17 protein-coding genes, 1 tRNA gene, 1 pseudogene and 1 CRISPR repeat array are annotated in these 20251 nt (G+C 67.4%); of the genes and pseudogenes, 18 read left to right on the top strand and 1 reads right to left on the bottom strand.

Going from position 1 to position 20251, the window contains the following annotated elements; translation table 11 throughout:
- Positions 1-51: 51 nt before the first annotated feature.
- Positions 52-543, bottom strand: a complete 492-nt coding sequence (locus IFT82_RS18950; RefSeq protein WP_274602273.1) for a recombinase family protein — start codon at positions 541-543, stop codon at positions 52-54.
- Between the two features lie 33 nt (positions 544-576).
- On the opposite strand from IFT82_RS18950, the pseudogene IFT82_RS18945 reads away from it, so the two are divergent.
- From IFT82_RS18945 to IFT82_RS18860, 18 genes and pseudogenes are all read left to right on the top strand, one after another.
- Positions 577-960 (top strand): annotated as a pseudogene (locus IFT82_RS18945) (magnesium chelatase subunit ChlI family protein); the annotation flags it as partial.
- Between the two features lie 54 nt (positions 961-1014).
- Positions 1015-1099: transfer RNA gene (locus IFT82_RS18940), tRNA-Leu, on the top strand.
- A gap of 156 nt (positions 1100-1255) precedes the next feature.
- Positions 1256-2800, top strand: a complete 1545-nt coding sequence (locus IFT82_RS18935; RefSeq protein ID WP_192129691.1) for a type I-E CRISPR-associated protein Cse1/CasA — start codon at positions 1256-1258, stop codon at positions 2798-2800.
- Positions 2797-3324, top strand: a complete 528-nt coding sequence (locus IFT82_RS18930; RefSeq protein WP_192129690.1) for a type I-E CRISPR-associated protein Cse2/CasB — start codon at positions 2797-2799, stop codon at positions 3322-3324. Before IFT82_RS18935 ends, IFT82_RS18930 begins: the two co-directional genes overlap by 4 nt.
- On the top strand, positions 3321-4544 hold the full coding sequence (cas7e, locus tag IFT82_RS18925) for a type I-E CRISPR-associated protein Cas7/Cse4/CasC (RefSeq protein ID WP_192129689.1): 1224 nt from the start codon (positions 3321-3323) through the stop codon (positions 4542-4544). Before IFT82_RS18930 ends, cas7e begins: the two co-directional genes overlap by 4 nt.
- Entirely contained in the window at positions 4541-5266 is a 726-nt protein-coding gene (cas5e, locus tag IFT82_RS18920) for a type I-E CRISPR-associated protein Cas5/CasD (RefSeq protein WP_199860589.1), read from the top strand. Before cas7e ends, cas5e begins: the two co-directional genes overlap by 4 nt.
- Positions 5263-6033 carry a type I-E CRISPR-associated protein Cas6/Cse3/CasE gene (locus IFT82_RS18915; RefSeq protein ID WP_192129687.1) on the top strand — a complete coding sequence of 257 codons (771 nt, stop codon included), beginning with the start codon at positions 5263-5265 and terminating at the stop codon, positions 6031-6033. Before cas5e ends, IFT82_RS18915 begins: the two co-directional genes overlap by 4 nt.
- Before the next feature lies 1 nt (position 6034).
- On the top strand, positions 6035-6922 hold the full coding sequence (cas1e, locus tag IFT82_RS18910) for a type I-E CRISPR-associated endonuclease Cas1e (RefSeq protein WP_192129686.1): 888 nt from the start codon (positions 6035-6037) through the stop codon (positions 6920-6922).
- Positions 6922-7248, top strand: a complete 327-nt coding sequence (gene cas2e / locus IFT82_RS18905) for a type I-E CRISPR-associated endoribonuclease Cas2e (RefSeq protein WP_192129685.1) — start codon at positions 6922-6924, stop codon at positions 7246-7248. The genes cas1e and cas2e overlap by 1 nt, the downstream gene beginning before the upstream one ends.
- Before the next feature lie 48 nt (positions 7249-7296).
- A CRISPR array of direct repeats spans positions 7297-8605; the repeat unit is 29 nt; unit sequence GGTTCCCCCGCACCCGCGGGGATAGGCCC.
- A gap of 114 nt (positions 8606-8719) precedes the next feature.
- On the top strand, positions 8720-9295 hold the full coding sequence (locus IFT82_RS18900) for a helix-turn-helix domain-containing protein (RefSeq protein WP_192129684.1): 576 nt from the start codon (positions 8720-8722) through the stop codon (positions 9293-9295).
- A 72-nt stretch (positions 9296-9367) separates the two neighbouring features.
- On the top strand, positions 9368-9727 hold the full coding sequence (locus IFT82_RS18895; protein WP_207105839.1) for a hypothetical protein: 360 nt from the start codon (positions 9368-9370) through the stop codon (positions 9725-9727).
- A gap of 37 nt (positions 9728-9764) precedes the next feature.
- Positions 9765-10265: a hypothetical protein gene (locus tag IFT82_RS18890; RefSeq protein ID WP_192129682.1), complete on the top strand. Its 501-nt coding sequence runs from the start codon at positions 9765-9767 to the stop codon at positions 10263-10265.
- On the top strand, positions 10262-10789 hold the full coding sequence (locus IFT82_RS18885) for a JAB domain-containing protein (RefSeq protein ID WP_192129681.1): 528 nt from the start codon (positions 10262-10264) through the stop codon (positions 10787-10789). Before IFT82_RS18890 ends, IFT82_RS18885 begins: the two co-directional genes overlap by 4 nt.
- A gap of 213 nt (positions 10790-11002) precedes the next feature.
- A complete protein-coding gene (locus IFT82_RS18880) occupies positions 11003-12574 on the top strand; it encodes a hypothetical protein (protein WP_192129680.1) in 1572 nt (523 codons plus the stop codon).
- Between the two features lie 72 nt (positions 12575-12646).
- Positions 12647-15370 carry a TonB-dependent receptor domain-containing protein gene (locus IFT82_RS18875; RefSeq protein ID WP_244646984.1) on the top strand — a complete coding sequence of 908 codons (2724 nt, stop codon included), beginning with the start codon at positions 12647-12649 and terminating at the stop codon, positions 15368-15370.
- Positions 15371-15500: 130 nt separating this feature from the next.
- The gene (locus IFT82_RS18870) at positions 15501-16388 is read left to right on the top strand and encodes a type II secretion system protein N (RefSeq protein ID WP_192129679.1); all 888 of its coding nucleotides are present in this window, start codon (positions 15501-15503) and stop codon (positions 16386-16388) included.
- Positions 16385-18637 carry a type II secretion system secretin GspD gene (gene gspD, locus IFT82_RS18865; protein WP_192129678.1) on the top strand — a complete coding sequence of 751 codons (2253 nt, stop codon included), beginning with the start codon at positions 16385-16387 and terminating at the stop codon, positions 18635-18637. Before IFT82_RS18870 ends, gspD begins: the two co-directional genes overlap by 4 nt.
- On the top strand, positions 18634-20250 hold the full coding sequence (locus IFT82_RS18860; RefSeq protein WP_192129677.1) for a GspE/PulE family protein: 1617 nt from the start codon (positions 18634-18636) through the stop codon (positions 20248-20250). The genes gspD and IFT82_RS18860 overlap by 4 nt, the downstream gene beginning before the upstream one ends.
- Position 20251 lies beyond the last annotated feature (1 nt).

Below are 20251 nucleotides of genomic sequence, written 5' to 3'. Positions count from 1 at the left end.
CCTCCGGTTCCGAAAACACCTTATCTTGGTGTCCACGAAACCGGCAGCAGCTCAATTCTCACGCTTCACAGTCCACGCCGCTGCAACGCGCACAGCTTTCTTCCGGCTTTCGGTGTGCGATCCGAAAGCGGTTATAAGGATGGTCATGAGGCCACCCATGTCCGTGTCGAGCATGTCGCGCGTGATCATCTGGCCAGTCGAAACCACGGCGATTGTCAGGCCGCGACGCACCAGCGGAGACAGCCACGAAAGCATGATGTCGGCGGGTTGGCGCGAAAGCCTGTCCAACTCCTCTACCACCAGCACCAGCCCAACCGGATCGCGCTGGCCACGCATGATGCTTTCGCCAAATTTGCCAAGCTCACCCGTCTCGATGTTCGCTCCGGTGTAGGCCGATTTGCCACGGTCGATCAGCGGCGAATCGCTCGTGAGCGTCCACCCGCGTTCAGCAATAAGCTCGCCCGTCCGTTCGATCTGGCGGGCAAGGGTTGAGCCGGTGGATTGCTCCATGGATGACCACCGCGCATACTGAATAGCTAACATGATCGCCCTCATAGCGACTTGAAAAGCGTTATCCTACTGGACCGGATCGACCTGCACGTCGACGTCGCGGCGGTGACCGCGGCGGAACTGGTGCTGCCGCCGCCCGCCGAGGGATCGGCCGAGGTGGCGGCGCGGGTCGCGGCGGCCCGCGCGATCCAGACCGCCCGGTACCGCGATCATGCCGCCCGCACCAATGCGGAGGCGGAGGGGCCGCTGCTCGACGCGGTCGCCACCCCCGACGAGTCCGGCCGGCAATTGCTGGCACAGGCGGCGGTCGCGATGAAACTGACCGCGCGTGGCTATACCCGTATCCTGCGGGTGGCGCGGACGATCGCCGATCTGGCCGGCCACGACACGATCGGCCGCGTCCATCTTGCCGAAGCCCTCAGCTATCGCCGCCAGCCGCCGCGCAACTGACGGCGCAACCCGCTTGCGATCCGCGCGCGCCTCGTCTAGCGACGCACCCTCGCTGCCCCTGTGGCGAAATTGGTAGACGCATTCGACTCAAAATCGAACGCCGCAAGGCATGCTGGTTCAAGTCCGGCCAGGGGCACCATATTTTTGATCCGGCCGTCGCGCCGGTCGCCGCCGTGATCCGCAGCCGGGATATGCCGGCGCGCCGGCAGGAAAAATATCCGAAATGAACGATACCGCGCATTGCGCTTGACGAGCGATGCGCTGCTGCCCTCAATCAGCAAAACGAGGGGCGCGCATGATCGGTTGGCGGGATGGCGATGGCGGGTTGCACCGGGATTCGCTGTTCGGCGTCTTCGCCGCCTTGGCGCGGGGCGATGCCTGGAGTTTTGCCGCCCTCAGGCCACATCAGCGCGAACCCTGGCATGCCTTCACGGTGCAGGTCGCGGCGCTGGCGTTGATCCGGGCGGGGCGGGACGACCTGCCCGGTGACGAGGCGACGTGGCGCGACCTGCTGATCGCGCTCACCCCCGGTCAGCCGGATGGCGAGGCATGGGCGCTGGTGGTGGACGACTGGTCGAGGCCGGCGCTGCTGCAACCGCCATTGGTCGGGGATGCGAACCGCGCCGACTACAAAAGTCGGCTGGCGACGCCCGATGCGCTGGATATGCTCGTAACCTCCCGAAATCACGACGTAAAACAGGAAAGGATGGCAGCGGCAGGGGAGGAGGAATGGCTCTTCGCGCTGGTCACCCTCCAGACCACCGAGGGGTTTCTGGGCGCCGGCAATTACGGCATCTCCCGGATGAACGGCGGGTTCGCGACGCGCATGAGCCTGGGTGTCCGCCCCTCCGGTGGGGGCGCGGCGGGGGCGTTCCGTCGCGACGTCCGCCGCCTCGTCGCCGATGCCCGCCACCGGCCCGATCGCCGCACCGGGATCGGCCTGGTGTGGGTCGAGCCGTGGGACGGCACCCGCTCGCTGGCGTTCGACGATCTCGACGAACTCTATGTCGAGATCTGCCGCCGCGTCCGCCTGCGGCACGTTGCCGAAGGGGTGGAGGGGCTGGCGGCGGGCTCGAAGGTCGCGCGGGTCGCGGGCGATGCGCTGGGGGGCAATACGGGCGATCCCTGGGCGCCCACCGTCATCGACACCAAGAAGGGCCGCGACACCTTCGGCAAGCCGATCAGCGTCTCCCCCGGTGCCAATGGCTTCGGCTATCGGCAGATGGCGCGGCTGCTGGACCCCCGCAAGGTGACGGCCCCCCTGTTGGCGCATCTGCATGAAGATGACGATGTTAGCGGCCTTGCCTTCGTCGCCTCGGCACTGGTCCGGGGTCAGGGAAAGACGGAAGGGCTGCACCGTCGCCGCATCCTCGACAGCCGGACCGAAGGCGGCGGGCAGTTCGATCCGGTCAAGGTGCTGGACGTGATCGGTCACGTCGCCAGCGTCCGTGCCGACGATGGGTACGAGGCGGGTCGCCGGCTGCGGCGGGCGCTGATCCTGATGATGCAGGGCGGCCCCGATCAGGCGCGGCTCGACGACGATTCGGCGGGGCGCAAGGTCGATCCCTGGGTGAAGCGGTTCGACGCCATTATCGACCGGCGCTTCTTCGGGGATGACTTCTGGACAGCCGTGGCGGCGACCGGTGAGGACGAATCCGGGGTCCCCGATGACCACCGGCTGGCATGGCGGCAGCGGCTGCGCGCGCTGGCGGGCGATGTCTTCACCGAGGCGGCGGCGGCGGCACCGCGGACGGCAATGCGGCGCGTCCGGGCGATCGCGCGCGGCCGCTCGATGCTCGACGGACAGATGACGAACTGGTTGAAGGAGGTGGCGGCATGACGGATGCGCCGGATGACAAGCCGAAGGACGTGGTCGCCTCGATCGCCGCGCAGATCGCGAAGATCTCCACCGGCGACCGGGCCGCGCTGCGCCGGCTCTACCTGACCGAATCGCATGAGGCGGACGGCGTGGTGATCGGGCTGCTCTACCGTGCCGGCTTCACCATGCCGTTGTCGGCGGAGACGATCGCGCCGTGGCGGCTGCTGGCCCATGTCGCCGCGCTGCTGTCGGGCACTGGCGGCGGGCACGCGCACGCCCCCGCCCGGCGGGTCGGCAGCGCGTTGCAGGCGATCGGCTTTTCAGAGAACCGGTTGCTGCGGCTCACCGCCGCGCGCGGGGCGGCATTGCACGGCCAGATCGTCCGGGCTGCGCGGATGCTGGCGCAGCGGGGCGAGGCATCGATCAACCTGTGGACCCTCTTCCACCTTGCCGGCCGCGATCCGGTCAGGGTGGAGGAAGCCCGCATTCGCATCGCCCAGGACTATTACGCCGCCGCCGCGCGGTCAGAGGGGGACTCCCAGTGACGTTCGTGACGCCCAAGTTCATCCAGATCCATTTCCTCGCCGCCTGGCCGGGCGCCTTGCTCAACCGCGACGATGCTGGACTTGCCAAGCGGCTGCCGTTCGGTGGCGCGACGCGCACCCGCATCTCGTCGCAATGCCTGAAGCGCCATTGGCGCAAGGCGGACGACCCGCGCGCGCTGCATGTACTGGCCACCGAAAAGGGGGTCGAGGGTGTGCGATCGAAGATCACCATCGAGCGCACGGTGACGGGGCCACTGCGCACGCGCTTCGACAAGGAGGCGGTGGATGCGGTGGAACTGGCGTTCCTGACCAAATTCTACGGCAAGAACGCCAAGGACAAGCAGCAACGCCAGGCGCTGCTGTTCGGCCGGCCGGAAATCGACTGGATGCGCGGCGAGGCGGAGCGATTGCTGGCCGAAGGTGGCAGTGCCGCCGCGGCCAAGGCGGCGGCGGATATCTGGATCAAGGAAGACAAGAACAATCTCAACCAGCTGCGCGATCAGGCCGCACTCAGCGCCAGTCTGGAGGCGGCGCTGTTCGGCCGCATGGTGACCAGCGATCCGCGTGCCAATACCGATGCCGCGATCCATGTCGCCCATGCCTTCACCGTGCATGAGGAGCAGCCGGAACTCGACTATTTCACCGTCGTCGACGATCTGAGCGATCGGTCGCTGGGTGACGATGCGGGCGCAGCCGGCGTGTTCGACACCGAACTGACATCCGGCCTCTATTACGGCTATGTCGTGGTCGACGTGCCGCTGCTGGTGTCGAATCTGACGGGATGCGCGCGGCGCGACTGGACGGGGGATCATGACCGCGATCTGGCGGCGCGGGTCGTCGAGAACCTTGTTCATCTCGTCGCGGAAATCTCACCGGGGGCCAAGAAGGGTTCGACCGCACCCTATAGCCGCGCCGAGCTGGTGCTGGTGGAGGTCGGCGACCGTCAGCCGCGCACGCTGGCCAATGCGTTTCGGGATCCGGTGCTGCTGACCGATCCCGCCTCGAACCGTGGGTTGGGGTTCCGCACCGCCGAGGCGCTGCTCGGACATCTGTCGGCGATGGACGACGTCTATGCGACCGGAGAGGCGCGCCGCCACATGGCGCTGCCCGACCTGCGTCTGACCGGGGTCGATCATGCCAATCTGGCGGACCTTGCCGCATGGGCCGGCGGTGTCGTTCGCTCGGCCTCAACCGGCGCGGATCAGGGCGAGCCTGCGTGAGGCATCTGCTGCTGGACCTTGATGCGCCGCTGATGAGCTTCGGCGGCGACATGGTCGATGCCTATGGCGTGGTGCGCGACTTTCCGGCCAAGTCGATGGTGGCGGGGCTGCTTGCCAACGCACTGGGCTGGGAACGGCATGACGCGGATGCCCATGCCCGTTTGCAGGAGCGACTGGTGATGGGGTCCGCGCGTGCCGGGGAGGGGCGGCGCGTCCGCGACTTTCAGACCGCGCAACTGGGCGGCGGCGACCGGGGCTGGACGACGCGCGGCCGGGTCGAGGGCCGGACGGGCGGGGCGGCCACCTATCTGTCCCCCCATATCCGTTATCGCGATGCCGATGCCGACGCGCGCGTGCTGGTCGCGCTGCATCTTGAGCATGGCGGAGAAGAACTGACGCTCGATACGCTCGCCGATGCACTGGACCGGCCGGAGCGACCGCTGTTCCTCGGCCGCAAGCCTTTCCTGCCGTCGCGGCCGGTACGGCTGGGCTTCGTGGATAGTGGCACGATCCGCGAGGCGTTGATCGCGGGACTGGCGCTGCTGACGGACATGCCCGACGACGACGGGCCGGTGCGCGCGCAATGGCCGCGCGCGGAGGGGTTGGCCGGCAATGCCCGCGAAGAGGAACTGACCGATGAGCGTCACTGGCCCGCCGGCGTTCATGCCGGGCTGCGCCGCGTGGCGGAAGGCGACATCACCCGGCCGGGGGCGGCGGCGTGACGCTTCATCTTGTGCGGCTGCCGATCGACCTGCAGGCGCTGGCAACCTTTGCGGTCGCGAACGGCGCTAGCGACGACGATGGTGGCTATGCGCTTCACCTTGCGCTGCGTCGGCGGTTCGGAGAGGCGGGACCGCAGCCCTTCCGCCTGTTCGCCGACGGGCCCGAGCCGGCCTATCTATTGGGTTACGCCAGCGATCCCGTGGCGCTGACCGAGATGGCCGATATTCCCGCCGTCGAGCCGATACTCGATGCCGTCTTCACTGCCGCGCCGCAATGGCGCGCGATGCCGGCGACATGGCGCGCGGGTGCGCGATACGGCTTTTCCGTGCGTACCCGCCCGGTCGTTCGGTTCGGTGCCCGTCGCAAGGCGGAGCGCGCCGACACCGATGCGGCGAAGGCGGGGGAGAACTGGTGGGCACGCGCGGGCGAGGTGGATGCGTGGATCGCCGCCCGCACCCGGCCGGACGGCGATCCCGATCTGACCCGCGATGCCGCCTATGCCGCATGGCTGGCGACAAGGCTGTCGGGGTCGGCGACGCTGGAGGCGGGGGTGGAACTCGTTCAGTTCCGCCGGGTTCGCGCCCGCCGTTCGGCGCACGGCCGACCGGGACGCAGCCGGGTGGATGGGCCGGAGGCACTGCTTACCGGCACATTGATCGTCGCGGATGCACAGGCGTTCGCGCATCTGCTGGCCCGTGGGGTGGGGCGGCATGCCGCATTCGGCTATGGCATGCTGCTGCTGTCACCACCGGCGCGGGGCGGCTAGGATGCTCTCCGGCCGGCTTGGACTGGAGCGGGCGCGTATCCCGCACGCGGACCGGCAGGGACTGGTATGGCTCGATCGCGGCCGGCTGGAGGTCGAGAACGGGTGCCTGCGGTTCGTCACCGCCGGGGGCGGGCAACTGGCGGCGGGCGATTACCAAATCCCGCATCAGGCGATCTCGATCATCCTGCTGGGGCCGGGGTCGAGCGTGACGCACGACGCGCTGCGGCTGCTCGCCCGCCATGGCTGCGCGCTGGCGGCGATCGGGGAGGGGGCGGTGCGCTTCTACACCGCGCCGCCGCTGATGCCCGACAGTTCGGCGCTGGCGCGGGCGCAGGTAACACGCTGGGCCGATCCCAAGCTCAGGATGGAGACGGCACGGGCAATGTATGCGATGCGGTTCGGCGAGATCGTGCGCACCCGCGACATCGCGGTTCTGCGCGGGCAGGAGGGTGCGCGGATCAAGCGGGCCTATCTGGCGGCGGCCGAACGGCATGGGGTTCAATGGTCCGGCCGGCGCTACGATCGCGACAATCCGGAAGGCAGCGATCTGGCGAACCAGGCCATCAACCATGCCGGATCGGCGATGACCGCCGCGGCGTCCGTCGCGGTCGCCGCGACCGGCGCGATCCCGCAACTGGGTTTCGTCCACGAGGATTCGGGGCAGAGCTTCGTGCTCGACATCGCCGATCTGTACCGGCACGACGTGCTGCTCGACATCGCGTTCGGTGCCGTGAAGGAGGCGCGGGGCCGTGGCGCCGCGCCGATCGAGCGGCTGGTCCGGCGGCGTGCCGCGTTGCTGTTCCGCCAGCGCGCGGTCATTCCGGGAATGATCGACCGGATCAAGACGCTGCTGATGCCGGGCACGGCCGCCGCTCCCGATCCGCGCTGATGCCGCTGACCGTGCTCATCACCCGTGACGTGGAGGATCGGTATCGGGGCTTCCTCGGCTCCGCGATGCTCGAACTGGCCCCCGGCGTCTATGCGCAACCCCGGATGAGCGCGGGGGTGCGGGGGCGAATCTGGACGGTGATGGAGGAATGGTACGCCCGCCTGCATCGGGGCAGCATCGTGATGTGCTGGGCCGACGCGACCGCCGCCGGCGGCCTGGGCCTTGTCACGCTGGGCGAACCGCCCAAGGATGTGGTGACGCATGACGGCGTGCTCTTGGTGCGGCGTATCCTGCCGACCGTGGCGGAGGAAACCGACGTGGTTTGACAGACGGTCTTTGATATTGTGAAAAGAAACAACCCCTTGCATGGCAGAGGTTCCCCCGCACCCGCGGGGATAGGCCCTGCTCCTGGTTCAACCAGATGGACATCATGAAGGTTCCCCCGCACCCGCGGGGATAGGCCCCTCGTGGAGGAAGGACATGTGGACGACGTTCGGGTTCCCCCGCACCCGCGGGGATAGGCCCGACTGCGGAGACGCCCTCCTTGCCGTCGAACAGGTTCCCCCGCACCCGCGGGGATAGGCCCGAGGAGATCGAGTTCGCCAGTATGGTCCCGGAGGTTCCCCCGCACCCGCGGGGATAGGCCCCACGTACAAACGCGGATCGCCACCCTGGAAGCGGTTCCCCCGCACCCGCGGGGATAGGCCCCGCATCCGCCGGGAATACCCCGATAGCTGGGGGGTTCCCCCGCACCCGCGGGGATAGGCCCGAGGCGGGGGCGATTGCGGAGTTTGAGATGGAGGTTCCCCCGCACCCGCGGGGATAGGCCCTTGACGGTATAGGCGCCGACCGTGTCGGCGCGGGTTCCCCCGCACCCGCGGGGATAGGCCCCGACGACAGGACGGCCGCAGAGCCTTCCTTCAGGTTCCCCCGCACCCGCGGGGATAGGCCCTGGACGGCGAGTTCTATCACAACACGTTGATGGGTTCCCCCGCACCCGCGGGGATAGGCCCTATATCCCCGGTTCGCCGACCGACGTGCTGATGGTTCCCCCGCACCCGCGGGGATAGGCCCTATTCGAGCCTGCGGGCGGCGATGCTGGGTCAGGTTCCCCCGCACCCGCGGGGATAGGCCCATGACCATTCTCCCGAACACCGGGCTTAAGCCGGTTCCCCCGCACCCGCGGGGATAGGCCCGTCTCGCTATCGGTGGCCGCCTGGAATTGCGCGGTTCCCCCGCACCCGCGGGGATAGGCCCTGGAACAAGATGGTCGCGGCCGGGCAGAAGCTGGTTCCCCCGCACCCGCGGGGATAGGCCCCGTCGATCTGCTTATGGGCATCCACGGCCGCCGGTTCCCCCGCACCCGCGGGGATAGGCCCCGGATGGTCACCGGTGCCCTCCGCTATCTGACGGTTCCCCCGCACCCGCGGGGATAGGCCGACGTAATAGGCGAGGGGGAAGAGGTCATGCCGGGTTCCCCCGCACCCGCGGGGATAGGCCCCATGCCGCCCTCGATACCCAGGCACGGGTAGGGGCCCCCCGCACCCGCGGGGATAGGCCCTGCCCAGCATCAGCGCCTTATCGAAGCCAGACGGTTCCCCCGCACCCGCGGGGATAGGCCCACTCTCAACGCGCAGGGGGTCGTCATCCTCAAGGTTCCCCCGCACCCGCGGGGATAGGCCCGACGGCATCACCGGCGTGTTCCCGTCTTCGTGGATTCCCTCGCACCCGCGAAACCATCCCCGGACCGACACCCCCGCTCTATCCGCGCATTCCACCGTAATGGATCGAATGTCGATGCTCGCATCCACTATGGTGGGGTTATGCGGCGTCGTCCGCCCGATGAGCATGTACCCGATGGATGACCGGTCAGCCGGCCTGAGCCCCCGACAATTGCAGTGTCTCCGCCTCGTCGCGCGGGGATGGGAGGCAAAGGAAATCGGCCGCGAACTCGGCATTTCCGATCTTACGGTGAAGAATCACCTGTCCGCCGCGCGTGCCGCACTGGGGGTGGCGCGATCGATCGATGCGGCGCGGCTGGTGGCGGCGCGCGATGCGGCACTGGCGCGGGAGGAAGATCCGGCACTGTCTGGTGCTTCGGGCACTAGTACACCGGGCAGGATAGGGGATCGGTCGTATCTTGGTGTGGAGTCCGTAGGCCAGCCGGGAATGGCGGCGGATACCGGCCTTGCCGATGCGGGCGACCTGTCGTTCGATCGCGAGGCGCGGATGCCGCTGCCGTTCCCGACGCGAAGGGGGCAGCGGAACGATCTGGGGATCGCGGCGCGGCTCGCCCTGATGGTGATGCTGACCGTGCTGCTGATCGCGGCGGTCGGCTTCTTCGTCGAGGCGAGCCGGGGGCTGAAGTTCTGATGCGCCGGTATACCTCATCGGCCCCGTCCTTCGCTGGCGCCGCATCGGAGATTTTCACGCATGACGACCGCCATGACCATCGCGCCTGCCGCCGCCTTCAAGATCGCGACGCGACTGACCAGCCTGGAGCAGGAGATCGACCTCGCCGCCCGGTCGAGCGCCCGGCTCCCCGCCGATCTGCTCGACGAACTGGCCCGTGCCGGTGCCTCGCCGATCGCGGCGCAGCGGGTGCTGGATGCGGCGGCGGCGACGTTCACCGCGCTGGTCGATGCGCGCGGCAAGGTGGCACGGGCACACGGCCTGCTGCTCGCCTATGCCAAGGAGCAGGGGCTGACCCTGGCCTATGGCGATCAGTTCGAATGCCACGATTTCGTCAAGGGACTGGGCGATCAGGCCGCCTCGGACGTAGTCCGGCTGGTAGCCGTCGCCTGATGGGGTCGGCCGACGCTCGGTGGGTCGATCGTCGGCCGTGATCCACATCCTTTTCTTCTATGGCCTGCTCGGCACCGCCTGCCTCTATGCGGCATGGCGGGGCGGGGGGCCGGAACGCATGACCGCCGCCGCGCTGATCGTCGCGACCGTCGCCACCTGGGTGGTGGCGATCGGTTTCGGCGGCAGCAGGGCGGGGCGGTTCATCGGAGTCGAATATGGCGTGCTCGTCATCGATGGCCTGCTTGTGGCCGCGCTCATGGCCATCGCACTATGCGCGGATCGGTTCTGGCCGTTATGGATGACGGCGCTGCACGCCTTTGGCATCGTCGGCCATCTGGCGAAGGCGATCGCGCCGGATATCCTGCCCAATGTGTATCAGGCGGCGCATCTCTTCTCGGCTTATCCGGGGCTGATCCTGTTGATGCTGGCGACGCACTGGCATCGGATGCGGCTGCGGCGGGACGGGCACGATCCGTCCTGGTCGAACTTCTGGCGCTGGTCGATCCTGCGGCCGCGACGGATTGGGCATATCGGTTGATAGCGGCGTTCGGTGGCATCGCGCCGACGATGGCGGCGACGCCTGCCCGGCTGCTGCCGTTGGTATGGGGTAACGACCGGGCGGTGGCACTGATCGTGGCGCATCGGCAAGCGGCGCTGGCGGCCCTGCGCGAGCGGGCGGTGCGGCGGCCGATCGTGGCGACGCGTTACGATCTGCTGCGCTATCTGCACCAATGCATGGCGTTCGATGGCGAGGAAGCGCTGCGGGTCTTCTTCGTCAACGCCCGGCGCGAACTGATTGCGGAGGAGGTGGTGGCGCGTGGCGGCCCGGCGGCGATCGCCGTGGAGCCCCGGGTGGTGATCGTGCGGGCACTGGCGCTGGCGGCGGCGGGGATCGTGCTGGTCCACAACCATCCCGGCGGCGACCCGACCCCAAGTGCCGCCGACCGACGCTTCACCCGCCGGCTGACGCTGGCGGCGGAATGTCTGGGTATCGAAGTGCATGACCATCTGATCGTCGCGCGTGACGGCCATCACCGGATCGACGTCGCCATGGTTGATTGATCCATTTCGGAGGATTCGTGTCGTTTCGTCCCGTTACGGGCCGACCGTCGACGATCGTCACCGAACCGTCATTTCATTGTCACCGATCAGTCGCGAAAGTCGCATCCAACCGTCATGAACCGCGCCTAACCGGCGTTGCGAGATCGGCGGCTGTTCCAGGTCGATCCCGGGCACACGCCCAGCCAAATCAACGATCGACAGGGAGTTCATTCGATGGCCAGCTTCAAGGCGAGCCGTATCCTGATGGCGGGCACCGCCTGCATGTTGCTCGCATCGTGCGACGGCGCCGACAGCGTCGCCTCGCCGGGCGAGGGGACTTTTCCTGTCGTGCCCGTACCTACGCCGACCGGCAGCCCCACCGCCACGCCGACGGCACCGGGCACGCCCGCAGCTTCCTGCCCGACCGGGTTGGCCGATGGCGGGGTCGTGGGGGCATTCCGCGCCTGTCGCCTGCCGCGCGTCATTTCGTCGGATCTGACCCTGCGCAAGCTGACCGGCGTCGCCTATGAAATCAACGGTCAGGTCGATGTCGGTATCGACGTCGGCGGCAACGGCCAGCGTCAGGGCGGCACCGCCGCGACGCTGACGGTCGAGCCAGGCGTCATCGTCTATGCCAACACCGACAACGCCAGCAACGACTTCCTGGTCGTCAACCGCGGCTCGAAGATGAACGCGGTCGGCACCGCGACCCAGCCCATCATCTTCACGGCGCAAGGCAATCTGACCGGCACCGTAACGGACGAGTCGCAGGGTCTGTGGGGCGGGATCATCATGGCCGGCCGTGCACCGATCTCGAACTGCAACCAGACGGTCGCCGGCGGATCGGCGGGTTGCGAGAACATCGTGGAAGGCACCACGACCGCCCTGTACGGTGGTGCGACCGCCGACGACAATTCGGGTGCCGTCAGCTACGTCCAGATCCGCTATTCGGGTACGGTCATCAGCGCGAACAACGAGCTGCAGGGTCTGACGCTGGGTGGTACCGGTTCGGGTACGACGATCGATCACGTGCAGATTCACAATTCGTCGGACGACGGCATCGAAATCTTCGGTGGCCGCACGAACCTGAAGTATCTGGCGATGACCGGCGCGGACGACGACGCGTTCGACACGGATGTGGGTTGGCAGGGTTATGCCCAGTTCGTGTTGGCCGTGCAAAAGCCGAACAGCACCCAGACCGACAATTATGCGACCGAGATCGATTCGAACAACAACGAAGATGCGCTGCCCCGCCAGCGGTACAACATCTCCAACTTCACCTTCGTATCGACGACCGGCGCCACCAATGCCGTGATCCGCCTGCGTGGCGGTGCTGACGCACGCTTCATCAACGGCATCGTCACCGGCCCGACCGCCTGCCTGAACATCATCGCTGGTCTGGACAGCCAGGGCAAATCAACGATCCGGCCGGCGAACACGGCACTCGACGATCTCGGTGCCCCGGTCTTCAATTCGGTGGTCATGAGCTGTGCCAATCCGTTCGCGGCCACGACGGTCAACGACGTGACGGTGACGGTCGCCGAGCAGGAGGCGATCTTCAACGCCGGCACCAACAACGTGGCGCGGGCGACGGGCGTCCTTACCAGCGGCTATCTGCCGGCTGGTGTCGCCCTGACGACGACGGCGTTCGCAGCGGCGACGATCAATCCGTTCTTCGTCAACACGACCTTCATCGGGGCGGTCAGTGGGCCGAGCGACACGGCGTTCTCCGGCTGGACCTGCAATTCCAACCGCGCGAGCTTCGGTTCGGCCAGCGGCAGCTGCACCGCGCTGCCGACCGGCTGATATCCTTGCCGTGACGATCAGCGGGCGGCCGGGGGAGGCCGCCCGCCCCTCATTCTTCCTGCCGGGGCAGCCATGACCAAGACCTTCACCACCATCCTGCTCGGCACGACGATGCTGATGCCCGCGGCCGTCGCGGCCCAGTCGGCGCCGGCCGGTTCGCCGCCATCGGGCGGCGTCGTGTCGCCACAGGCAGGCAAGCCGGTCGACGACGCCGACCTGCGCAGTGCCACCCCCGGCGGCAATAACACACCGCCGATCGAGATATCGACGCCCGGCGGCGCGGACAGTGAAGACATCGTCGTCGTCGGCCGCAACATACCCGACATCGTCCGGGCCACGCCGGATGTGGTCAACGTGCTGTCGACCGCCGATATCGCGCGAACGGGAGAGGGGGACATCGCCGGTGCGCTGGCCCGCGTGCCGGGCCTGTCGGTGGTGGGCAACGGCTTCGTCTATGTTCGCGGACTGGGTGATCGTTATTCCTCGTCCCTCCTGAACGGTTCGCCGCTGCCCTCGCCGGAGCCGCTGCGTCGGGTCGTCCCCCTCGACATCTTCCCGACCAACGTCGTCGCCTCGGCGCTGGTGCAGAAGAGCTATTCGGTCAATTACAGCGGTGAATTCGGTGGCGGTGTCATCAATCTCACCACGCGCGCGGTTCCCAAGGAAACGTTCTTCCAAGTCGGCGGCTCGTTGGCGGCGGACACGGTGACCACGTCCGAACTCGGTTATGTCTATGACGGCGGCAGCCGCGACTGGACCGGGTTCGACAGCGGCGTTCGCAAGGTTCCCGGCTTCATCCGTCAGGCGGGTATCAACGGCACTTCGCCGTCCTCCTCGCAGATCACCGGGCTTAACAATGCGCAGACGACGCTGCTCCAGCAGAACAACCAGCTGCCGGCCAACTGGTCGGCGGAAGCAAGCTTCGGCACCTCCGCCGATTTGGGCAGCGTGCGCGTCGGTGTGATCGCCGCCGCAGCGATGAGCAATAGCTGGCGCACCCGCGATATCCGCCAGCAGCTGAGCGACGACGTCGATGGTGGCCTGGTCAGCGACTTTCAGACGGTGCTGACCGATAACCGGGCGATCGTGAACGGTTTGTTGGGGTTCGGGGCGGAATGGGGCGAGAACAAGATCCGCTGGACCAACCTGTATCTGCACGACACCGTCAAGCAGGGACGTCTGTCTGCCGGCAACCTCGCCAATTTCGGCATTCCCGGTCCCAGTGGCGTGCCGGAGATCATGCGGCAGAACACCAGCTGGTTCGAACGTGAGCTGTTCGACACGCAGCTGGTCGGTGAATTCAAGCTGTCCGACCAGTTCGCGCTCGACGCGCGCGGGGCCTATGCGAAGACGCGTCGCGACTCCCCCTATGAGCGCGGCTTCACCTACCAGTATTCGCCGACCGTCAGCGACTACGTCAACAATCTCGGCGGCAATCCGCAGACCGCCGATATCGCCTTCAGCGAACTGGACGAGCGACAGCTGTCGGGGCAGGCCAACCTGACCTGGAACGCCGATTTCGACCGGCCCTTCGCCCTGTCGATCGGCTATGCCTATACCGACACCACCCGTGATTCGAGCCGGTATACGTTCCGTTTCGTCGGACCGAACAACGGTGCGTTGAGTGGTCCGGCGATCCAGTTGCGCCCGGACTATCTGCTTTCCGATTTCGCGATCCAGACCTACGGGATCACGTTGCAGAACACGTCGACCGCGCAGGGTGCGGCCGCCTATGATGCCAGCCTGCGGGTCCATGGCGCCTATGCACAGGTCGAAGGCGAGATCGTCGACGGGTTGCGCGCCACGACCGGCATTCGTTGGGAAAAGGCGAACGAGCGGGTCCAATCGGTGGGGGCGCTTGGCTCGACCCGTTTGAACAACACCTACTGGCTGCCCGCGGTCACGATCACCTGGAACTTCGCGGCTGACATGCAGCTCCGGGGGCACATGTCAAAGACACTGGCTCGCCCGCAATTTCGCGAACTGGCGCCACAGCTCTATCAGGATTTCGAGAGCGACCGGATGTTCTTCGGCAATCCATTCCTGAAAGACTCCCAGCTCTATAACGGCGAGTTGCGCTACGAATGGTATTTCGCCAAGGATCAGCGCTTCAATCTGGCCGGCTTCTACAAGCGGATCGACGATCCGATCGAGGCGGTCGCGTTCTTCCCGGCCGGCGGCAGCACGCTTCAGACCGGATTCGCCAACGCGCCCCGTGCCAATCTGTATGGCGGTGAGGTAGAGTTCCTGAAATACGTACCGCTCGACACGTTCGGCGGTGATTTCTTCGCGACCCGACGCCTCGTCGCGATCGTCAATTATACCTACACGCATTCGGAAATCAGCGCGAACGACCAGTCGGTTGCCAGCCCGCTGTCGAGCGCGCTCAGCCCCGTCCTGCTGCCATCCAACCTGTTGTTCCGCGATGGAGCGCCATTGACCGGGCAATCGGATCACCTCGTCAATCTGCAACTGGGGATCGAGGACAAGGAAAGCCTGAGCCAGCTGACCCTGTTGTTCAACTATGCCTCGAACCGGGTCACCAACCGGGGGCCGGTCGCTGGCGGCGGCGGCATCCGTCAGCCGGATCTGATCGAACGGCCGGGCATCCGGCTGGATCTGGTTGCGCGGCAGGGGATCGCGATCGGGAACCGGCAGGTCGAACTGAAGGCGGAGGCACGGAACCTGACCGGAACCGGTTACCGCGAATTCCAGTCCTTCGACGGGGTGCAGGTCGACATCAATCGCTACCGTCTGGGTCGGGTGTTCAGCCTGGGCGCCAGCATCCAGTTCTAGGTACCGGCATCGCGTTCGCCTCGTTGCGCCGTCCGTGTCGCGGGCAAGTGTCTTTTTTGTCGGCATGGTGCATGTTCGCTGCTAGATACACGGTTAATGGCGAGCGGGTGGGCAGCAGGGTGATCGAGCAATGCGATTGAAGCTCGATGCGCGCGCGCGGCGGCTGTTGCGCCGCCTGCCCGTGGTGAATGTCTATTCGGTGGTAGAACTGGCGCTGATGGCCGGGCTGGCGGTGCAGTCCGCCCGGCTGTTGTGGGTGCTGGCGACCCCGGTCGGCCCGCTGGGTGACTGGCGGCCGGCGGGGGTGACGGTCCCGGGATCGCCGATCGCGCTGCTGACCAGTTTCGATCCCTTTTTCCGCCTGCAACAGACTGCAACCGGGCCAGCGACCGTCACCGCACTGCAACTGACGCTGTTCGGTATCCGGCTGGACGAAGCGACGGGGCGTGGTTCCGCGATCGTCGCCGGGCCAGACGGCGTGCAGCAGAGCGTCGCAGTCGGCGACGAGATCCAACCGGGCGTCCGCCTGAAGGCGGTGGCGTTCGATCATATCACCCTCGACCGGGGTGGCGCCGAAGAAGACCTGTTTCTCGACCAGTCCGGCCCGACATCATCCGCGTCGTCGGATACCGGGTCGCCTGCCGGCAGCGGACCGCCGGCGGGGCGTCCGTCGATGCCGGGGCGGGGGAGGGAAGGCCCGCCGCCGCCACCCGGCGCAGGCGCGCGGAGCGTACCGGTCGCGCAGCTTCGTCAGGAGATCGGCTTCATCCCGCGACTGGACGGCGGTCGGATCAGCGGGCTGACCGTCCGGTCGCAGGGTAGCGGGCAATTGTTTCGACAGGCCGGCCTGCGCGATGGCGACGTCGTCACCTCGATCGCCGGGCGGCCCGTATCGGGGCCGGGCGATCTCGACCGGATCGCCTCCGATTTTTCCGGGGGCGGCAATATCCCCATCACCGTCGAGCGCGGCCAGAACACGCTGCCGCTCGCCATCACCATAGCGGCCCCATCTCGATGAAGTCTTTCTCGCTTGCTCCCGTCGCCCTGATCGCCGCGGCTGCTGCCCCGGTGGCGGCGCAGACCACGCTCAACGTCCGCGATGCGGATATCCGGGCGTTCATCGCCGATGCCGCGCGCGTCACCGGCCGCACCTTCATCATCGATGCCAGGGTGACGGGCAAGGTGACGGTGGTCACCGACCGGCCGTTGTCGCGCTCCGAATATTTCGAGGCGTTCCTGTCGACGCTGCGTGCCAACGGTCTCGTCGCGGTGCCGACGGGCAATGGCGCACTGCGCATCCAGCCGATCGATAACGCCGCCTCGCAACCCAGCCGGATCGGCGCGGCGGGTGCGGCGCGCAACAGCTTCGTGACCGAGATCGTCCGCCTGCGCTCGATCGATGCGGCGAGTGCGGTGGAGACGGTCCGGCCGCTGGTCAGCGCGCAGGGGTCGGTCACCGCCAATCGCGGCGGCAACAGCCTGGTCGTGGTCGATTTCGCCGACAATATCCGGCGCGTCCGCGAGGTATTGCGCCGGATCGATACCGACAGCGCGGCGACCCGCGTGGTCGCGTTGCGCAACGCCAGCGCGCGCGAGATCGCCACCGCGCTGCAATCGCTGGCGGGTGGTGGCACCGGCGCGGGCGGCGGGGGTGGCAATGCCCCCGCGGGCGGTGGCGGCGGCAACGTCTCGGTGGTGGCGATCGAGAGTTCGAACTCGGTCGCGCTGCGCGGCGATCCCAGCAGTGTCGGGCGGCTGGCGCAGGTGGCGATCGACCTCGACGGCAAGGCGCGCAACGGCACCGACATCCGTGTCGTCTTCCTCGAAAACGCCGATGCCGAGCAGCTTCTGCCGGTGCTCCAGCAGCTTGTCGGGCAAACGCCCGATCCGGTGCAGGAGACCACCCTGTCGCGCGGTAATTTCCAGCAAAGCAACAGCAGCGGCGGCAATGGCGGCTCCGGGTTCACCAGCCAGCGGTCGCAGCCGATCCAGCCACCGACGCAGGTATCGGGCGGCGGGGGTGGTGGCTCGACTACCGCGGGTGGGCAGCAGGCGCCGATTTCTTCCGCCGCCAGTCGGGTACAGGCGGTCGTCACGCGGTTCACGGGCGCCAACGCGATCGTCATCGCCGCACCCTCCGATATCCAGCGACAGCTGTCCGAGGTGGTTCGCCAACTCGATACCCGCCGCGAGCAGGTATTGATCGAAGCGATCATCGCCGAGGTATCCGACGCGACGGTCAAGCGGCTGGGCGCGCAGTTTCTAGTCGGCAGCCTGTCGGGCGGGGCGTTCGGGGCATCCACCTTCACCAACACCGCGCCCAACATCCTGTCGATCGCCGGTGCGATCGGATCGCGGAGCATCGGTGGCACCGAGACGACGGTGGTCGGCAGCGACGGCACGCGGACCACGACGCGCACGCCCGACCCGGCATCGGCGGCGTTGACCCAGTCGGCGATCAGTTCGATCCTGGGCGCCAGTGGCGGGTTCGCCGGCTGGGGTGGGCAGATCGGCGACACCATTTTCGGTGCGATCATCAATGCGGTGAAATCCGACAACACGTCGAACCTGTTGCAGGTGCCGCACATCATCACCCTCGACAACCAGCAGGCGCACAGCCTGGTGGGTCAGGAAATCCCGGTGACGACGGGCCAGGCATTGTCGAACAATTTCGACAATGCGTTCCGCACCGTGCAGCGCCAGAATGTCGGCATCCAGCTCGACGTGAAGCCACAGGTGAACGCGGGCGGCTCGCTGAAACTCTATGTGCGGCTGGAGGTGAGTTCGATCGCCGGCCCGGTGTCCAGCGACAACAGCGAACTTATCCTCAACAAGCGCGCGTTCGAGAACGTCTTTACCCCGGACGACGGGCAGATCACCGTGATCGGCGGGTTGCTGGACGACAACGAGCGGCGCACGATCGAGAAGATTCCGTTACTTGGGGACATTCCCGGAATCGGCGCGCTGTTCCGGTCGAAGGCGCGCAGCCGGACCAAGACCAACCTGATGGTCTTCATCCGCCCGACCATCCTGCGTACCGCCGCCGACAGCCGGCGCGTGACCGAACAGCGTTACGGCTATCTACGCGCGGTGCAGGGTTATGCGCAGCCGGGCGTGGAGCCTTCCATCGATCAACTGGTGCGCGATTACATGAATGCCGCGCCGCCGATCCCGTCGTCACCTATGCCCGGCAATATCGAGGACCCGAAGATCGCGGTGCCCATGCAGTCGCAATCCACCATGTCGATCCGGCCGGAACGGAAATGATTATCCGTCAGGGAAACGAACTGGAGCAGGTGGCGGCCGATCCCGTCTTGCCGGAAGCCGTTCTGGCGACTGCGACGGGGGCGAGCGATGTCGTCGTACCCCAACTGACGCTACCTTACGGGTTCGCGCGTAAATTCGGCGTGGTGGTCCAGTCCACCGGGCCGGAGGGGCCGCTGACGGTGGCGTTGCGACAGGGCGCCGATCCGAAGGCGCTGCTGGAGGCACGGCGCTATCTGGCGAGGTCCTTCGACGTGGTCACGGTCGAGGCGCCAGCGTTCGACCGGCTGCTGTCCGATGCCTATGCGATGGACGGGCAGGCGACCGCACTGGCGGCGGTCGGCATGGGCGACGAACTCGATCTGCTGGCGGGCGACCTGCCGACCGCGGAGGATCTGCTCGATACCGCCGACGATGCCCCCGCCATCCGCCTCATCAACGGCATCATCGCCGACGCGACGCGCAACGGCGTGTCCGACATCCATGTCGAACCGTATGAAAGCGGCCTGGTGGTGCGGATGCGGATCGACGGCGTGCTGCGCGAGACGATGCGGATGCCGCCGCACGTCGCCCCCGTGGTCGTCAGCCGTATCAAGGTGATGGCGCGCCTCGACATCGCCGAACGTCGCGTGCCCCAGGATGGGCGGATGGGCCTGACGCTGGGGGGCAAGCTGCTCGACGTGCGCGTTTCCACGCTGCCCAGCCGCGCGGGCGAGCGGGTGGTGCTGCGTATCCTCGACAAGGACAATGCCGGTATCGATCTCGATGCGCTGGGCATGCCGCCGGCGATGCTGGCGATCTGGCAGGAGGTGCTGGCCGAACCCAACGGCATCGTCCTCGTCACCGGGCCGACCGGTTCGGGCAAGACGACCAGCCTCTATGCCTCGCTTCGCCTGCTGAACGACGGCAGCCGCAATATCCTGACCGTGGAGGACCCGGTCGAATATGCGGTCGACGGCGTCGGCCAGACGCAGGTGAACCCCAAGGTCGGGCTGACCTTCGCCGCCGGGCTGCGTGCGATCCTGCGTCAGGACCCGGACGTGGTGATGGTCGGCGAAATCCGCGATCGCGAGACGGCGGAGATCGCGGTGCAGGCGTCGCTGACCGGGCATCTGGTGCTGTCGACCGTCCATACCAACGATGCGATCGGCGCGATCACCCGGATGCGCGACATGAAGGTGGAGCCGTTCCTGCTCGCCTCGACCCTCCGGGCAGTCGTCGCGCAGCGGCTGGTACGACGGCTGTGCCCGTCGTGTCGCAAGCCGGTGCCGGCGGCGGGTGGGGTCGCTTCGCTGCTGGGGATCGCACCGACCGATATCGTCTATGCACCCGTCGGATGCGACCAGTGCGGGCATAGCGGCTTCAAGGGCCGGATCGGGGTGTACGAGGCGGTTCGGGTGGACGATACGATCCGCCGGCTCATCAATGAAGGCGGCGATGAACACGCGATCGCGACGCACGCGTTCCGCCGCAACCCGGACCTCGCCACCGCCGCGCGCGACCTTGTCCGCGCCGGGCTGACCACCCCCGAGGAAGCGGTGCGGGTTTCGCGGCGTGACGCGACCGATGTCGAGCCGCTGCCGTTGCCCGAACCGACGATGGTATCCGAGGCCTGAC

It is taken from the genome of Sphingomonas sp. CFBP 8760 (assembly GCF_014841615.1).
Taxonomy (GTDB): domain Bacteria; phylum Pseudomonadota; class Alphaproteobacteria; order Sphingomonadales; family Sphingomonadaceae; genus Sphingomonas.
The sequence above is the reverse complement of the archived record's forward strand: the minus strand, read 5'-3'. Positions and strand labels throughout refer to the sequence as shown.

Excerpts from the sequence above, each read along its gene's own strand:
- IFT82_RS18880 (WP_192129680.1), top strand. The coding sequence starts at position 11,003 with ATGGCCAGCTTCAAGGCGAGCCGTATCCTGATGGCGGGCACCGCCTGC.
- gspD (WP_192129678.1), top strand. The coding sequence starts at position 16,385 with ATGAAGTCTTTCTCGCTTGCTCCCGTCGCCCTGATCGCCGCGGCTGCT.
- IFT82_RS18860 (WP_192129677.1), top strand. The coding sequence starts at position 18,634 with ATGATTATCCGTCAGGGAAACGAACTGGAGCAGGTGGCGGCCGATCCC.
- IFT82_RS18930 (WP_192129690.1), top strand. The coding sequence starts at position 2,797 with ATGACGGATGCGCCGGATGACAAGCCGAAGGACGTGGTCGCCTCGATC.
- IFT82_RS18875 (WP_244646984.1), top strand. The coding sequence starts at position 12,647 with ATGACCAAGACCTTCACCACCATCCTGCTCGGCACGACGATGCTGATG.
- IFT82_RS18935 (WP_192129691.1), top strand. The coding sequence starts at position 1,256 with ATGATCGGTTGGCGGGATGGCGATGGCGGGTTGCACCGGGATTCGCTG.
- cas1e (WP_192129686.1), top strand. The coding sequence starts at position 6,035 with ATGCTCTCCGGCCGGCTTGGACTGGAGCGGGCGCGTATCCCGCACGCG.
- IFT82_RS18950 (WP_274602273.1), bottom strand. The coding sequence starts at position 543 with ATGTTAGCTATTCAGTATGCGCGGTGGTCATCCATGGAGCAATCCACC.
- IFT82_RS18895 (WP_207105839.1), top strand. The coding sequence starts at position 9,368 with ATGACCATCGCGCCTGCCGCCGCCTTCAAGATCGCGACGCGACTGACC.
- IFT82_RS18900 (WP_192129684.1), top strand. The coding sequence starts at position 8,720 with ATGCTCGCATCCACTATGGTGGGGTTATGCGGCGTCGTCCGCCCGATG.
- cas2e (WP_192129685.1), top strand. The coding sequence starts at position 6,922 with ATGCCGCTGACCGTGCTCATCACCCGTGACGTGGAGGATCGGTATCGG.
- IFT82_RS18870 (WP_192129679.1), top strand. The coding sequence starts at position 15,501 with ATGCGATTGAAGCTCGATGCGCGCGCGCGGCGGCTGTTGCGCCGCCTG.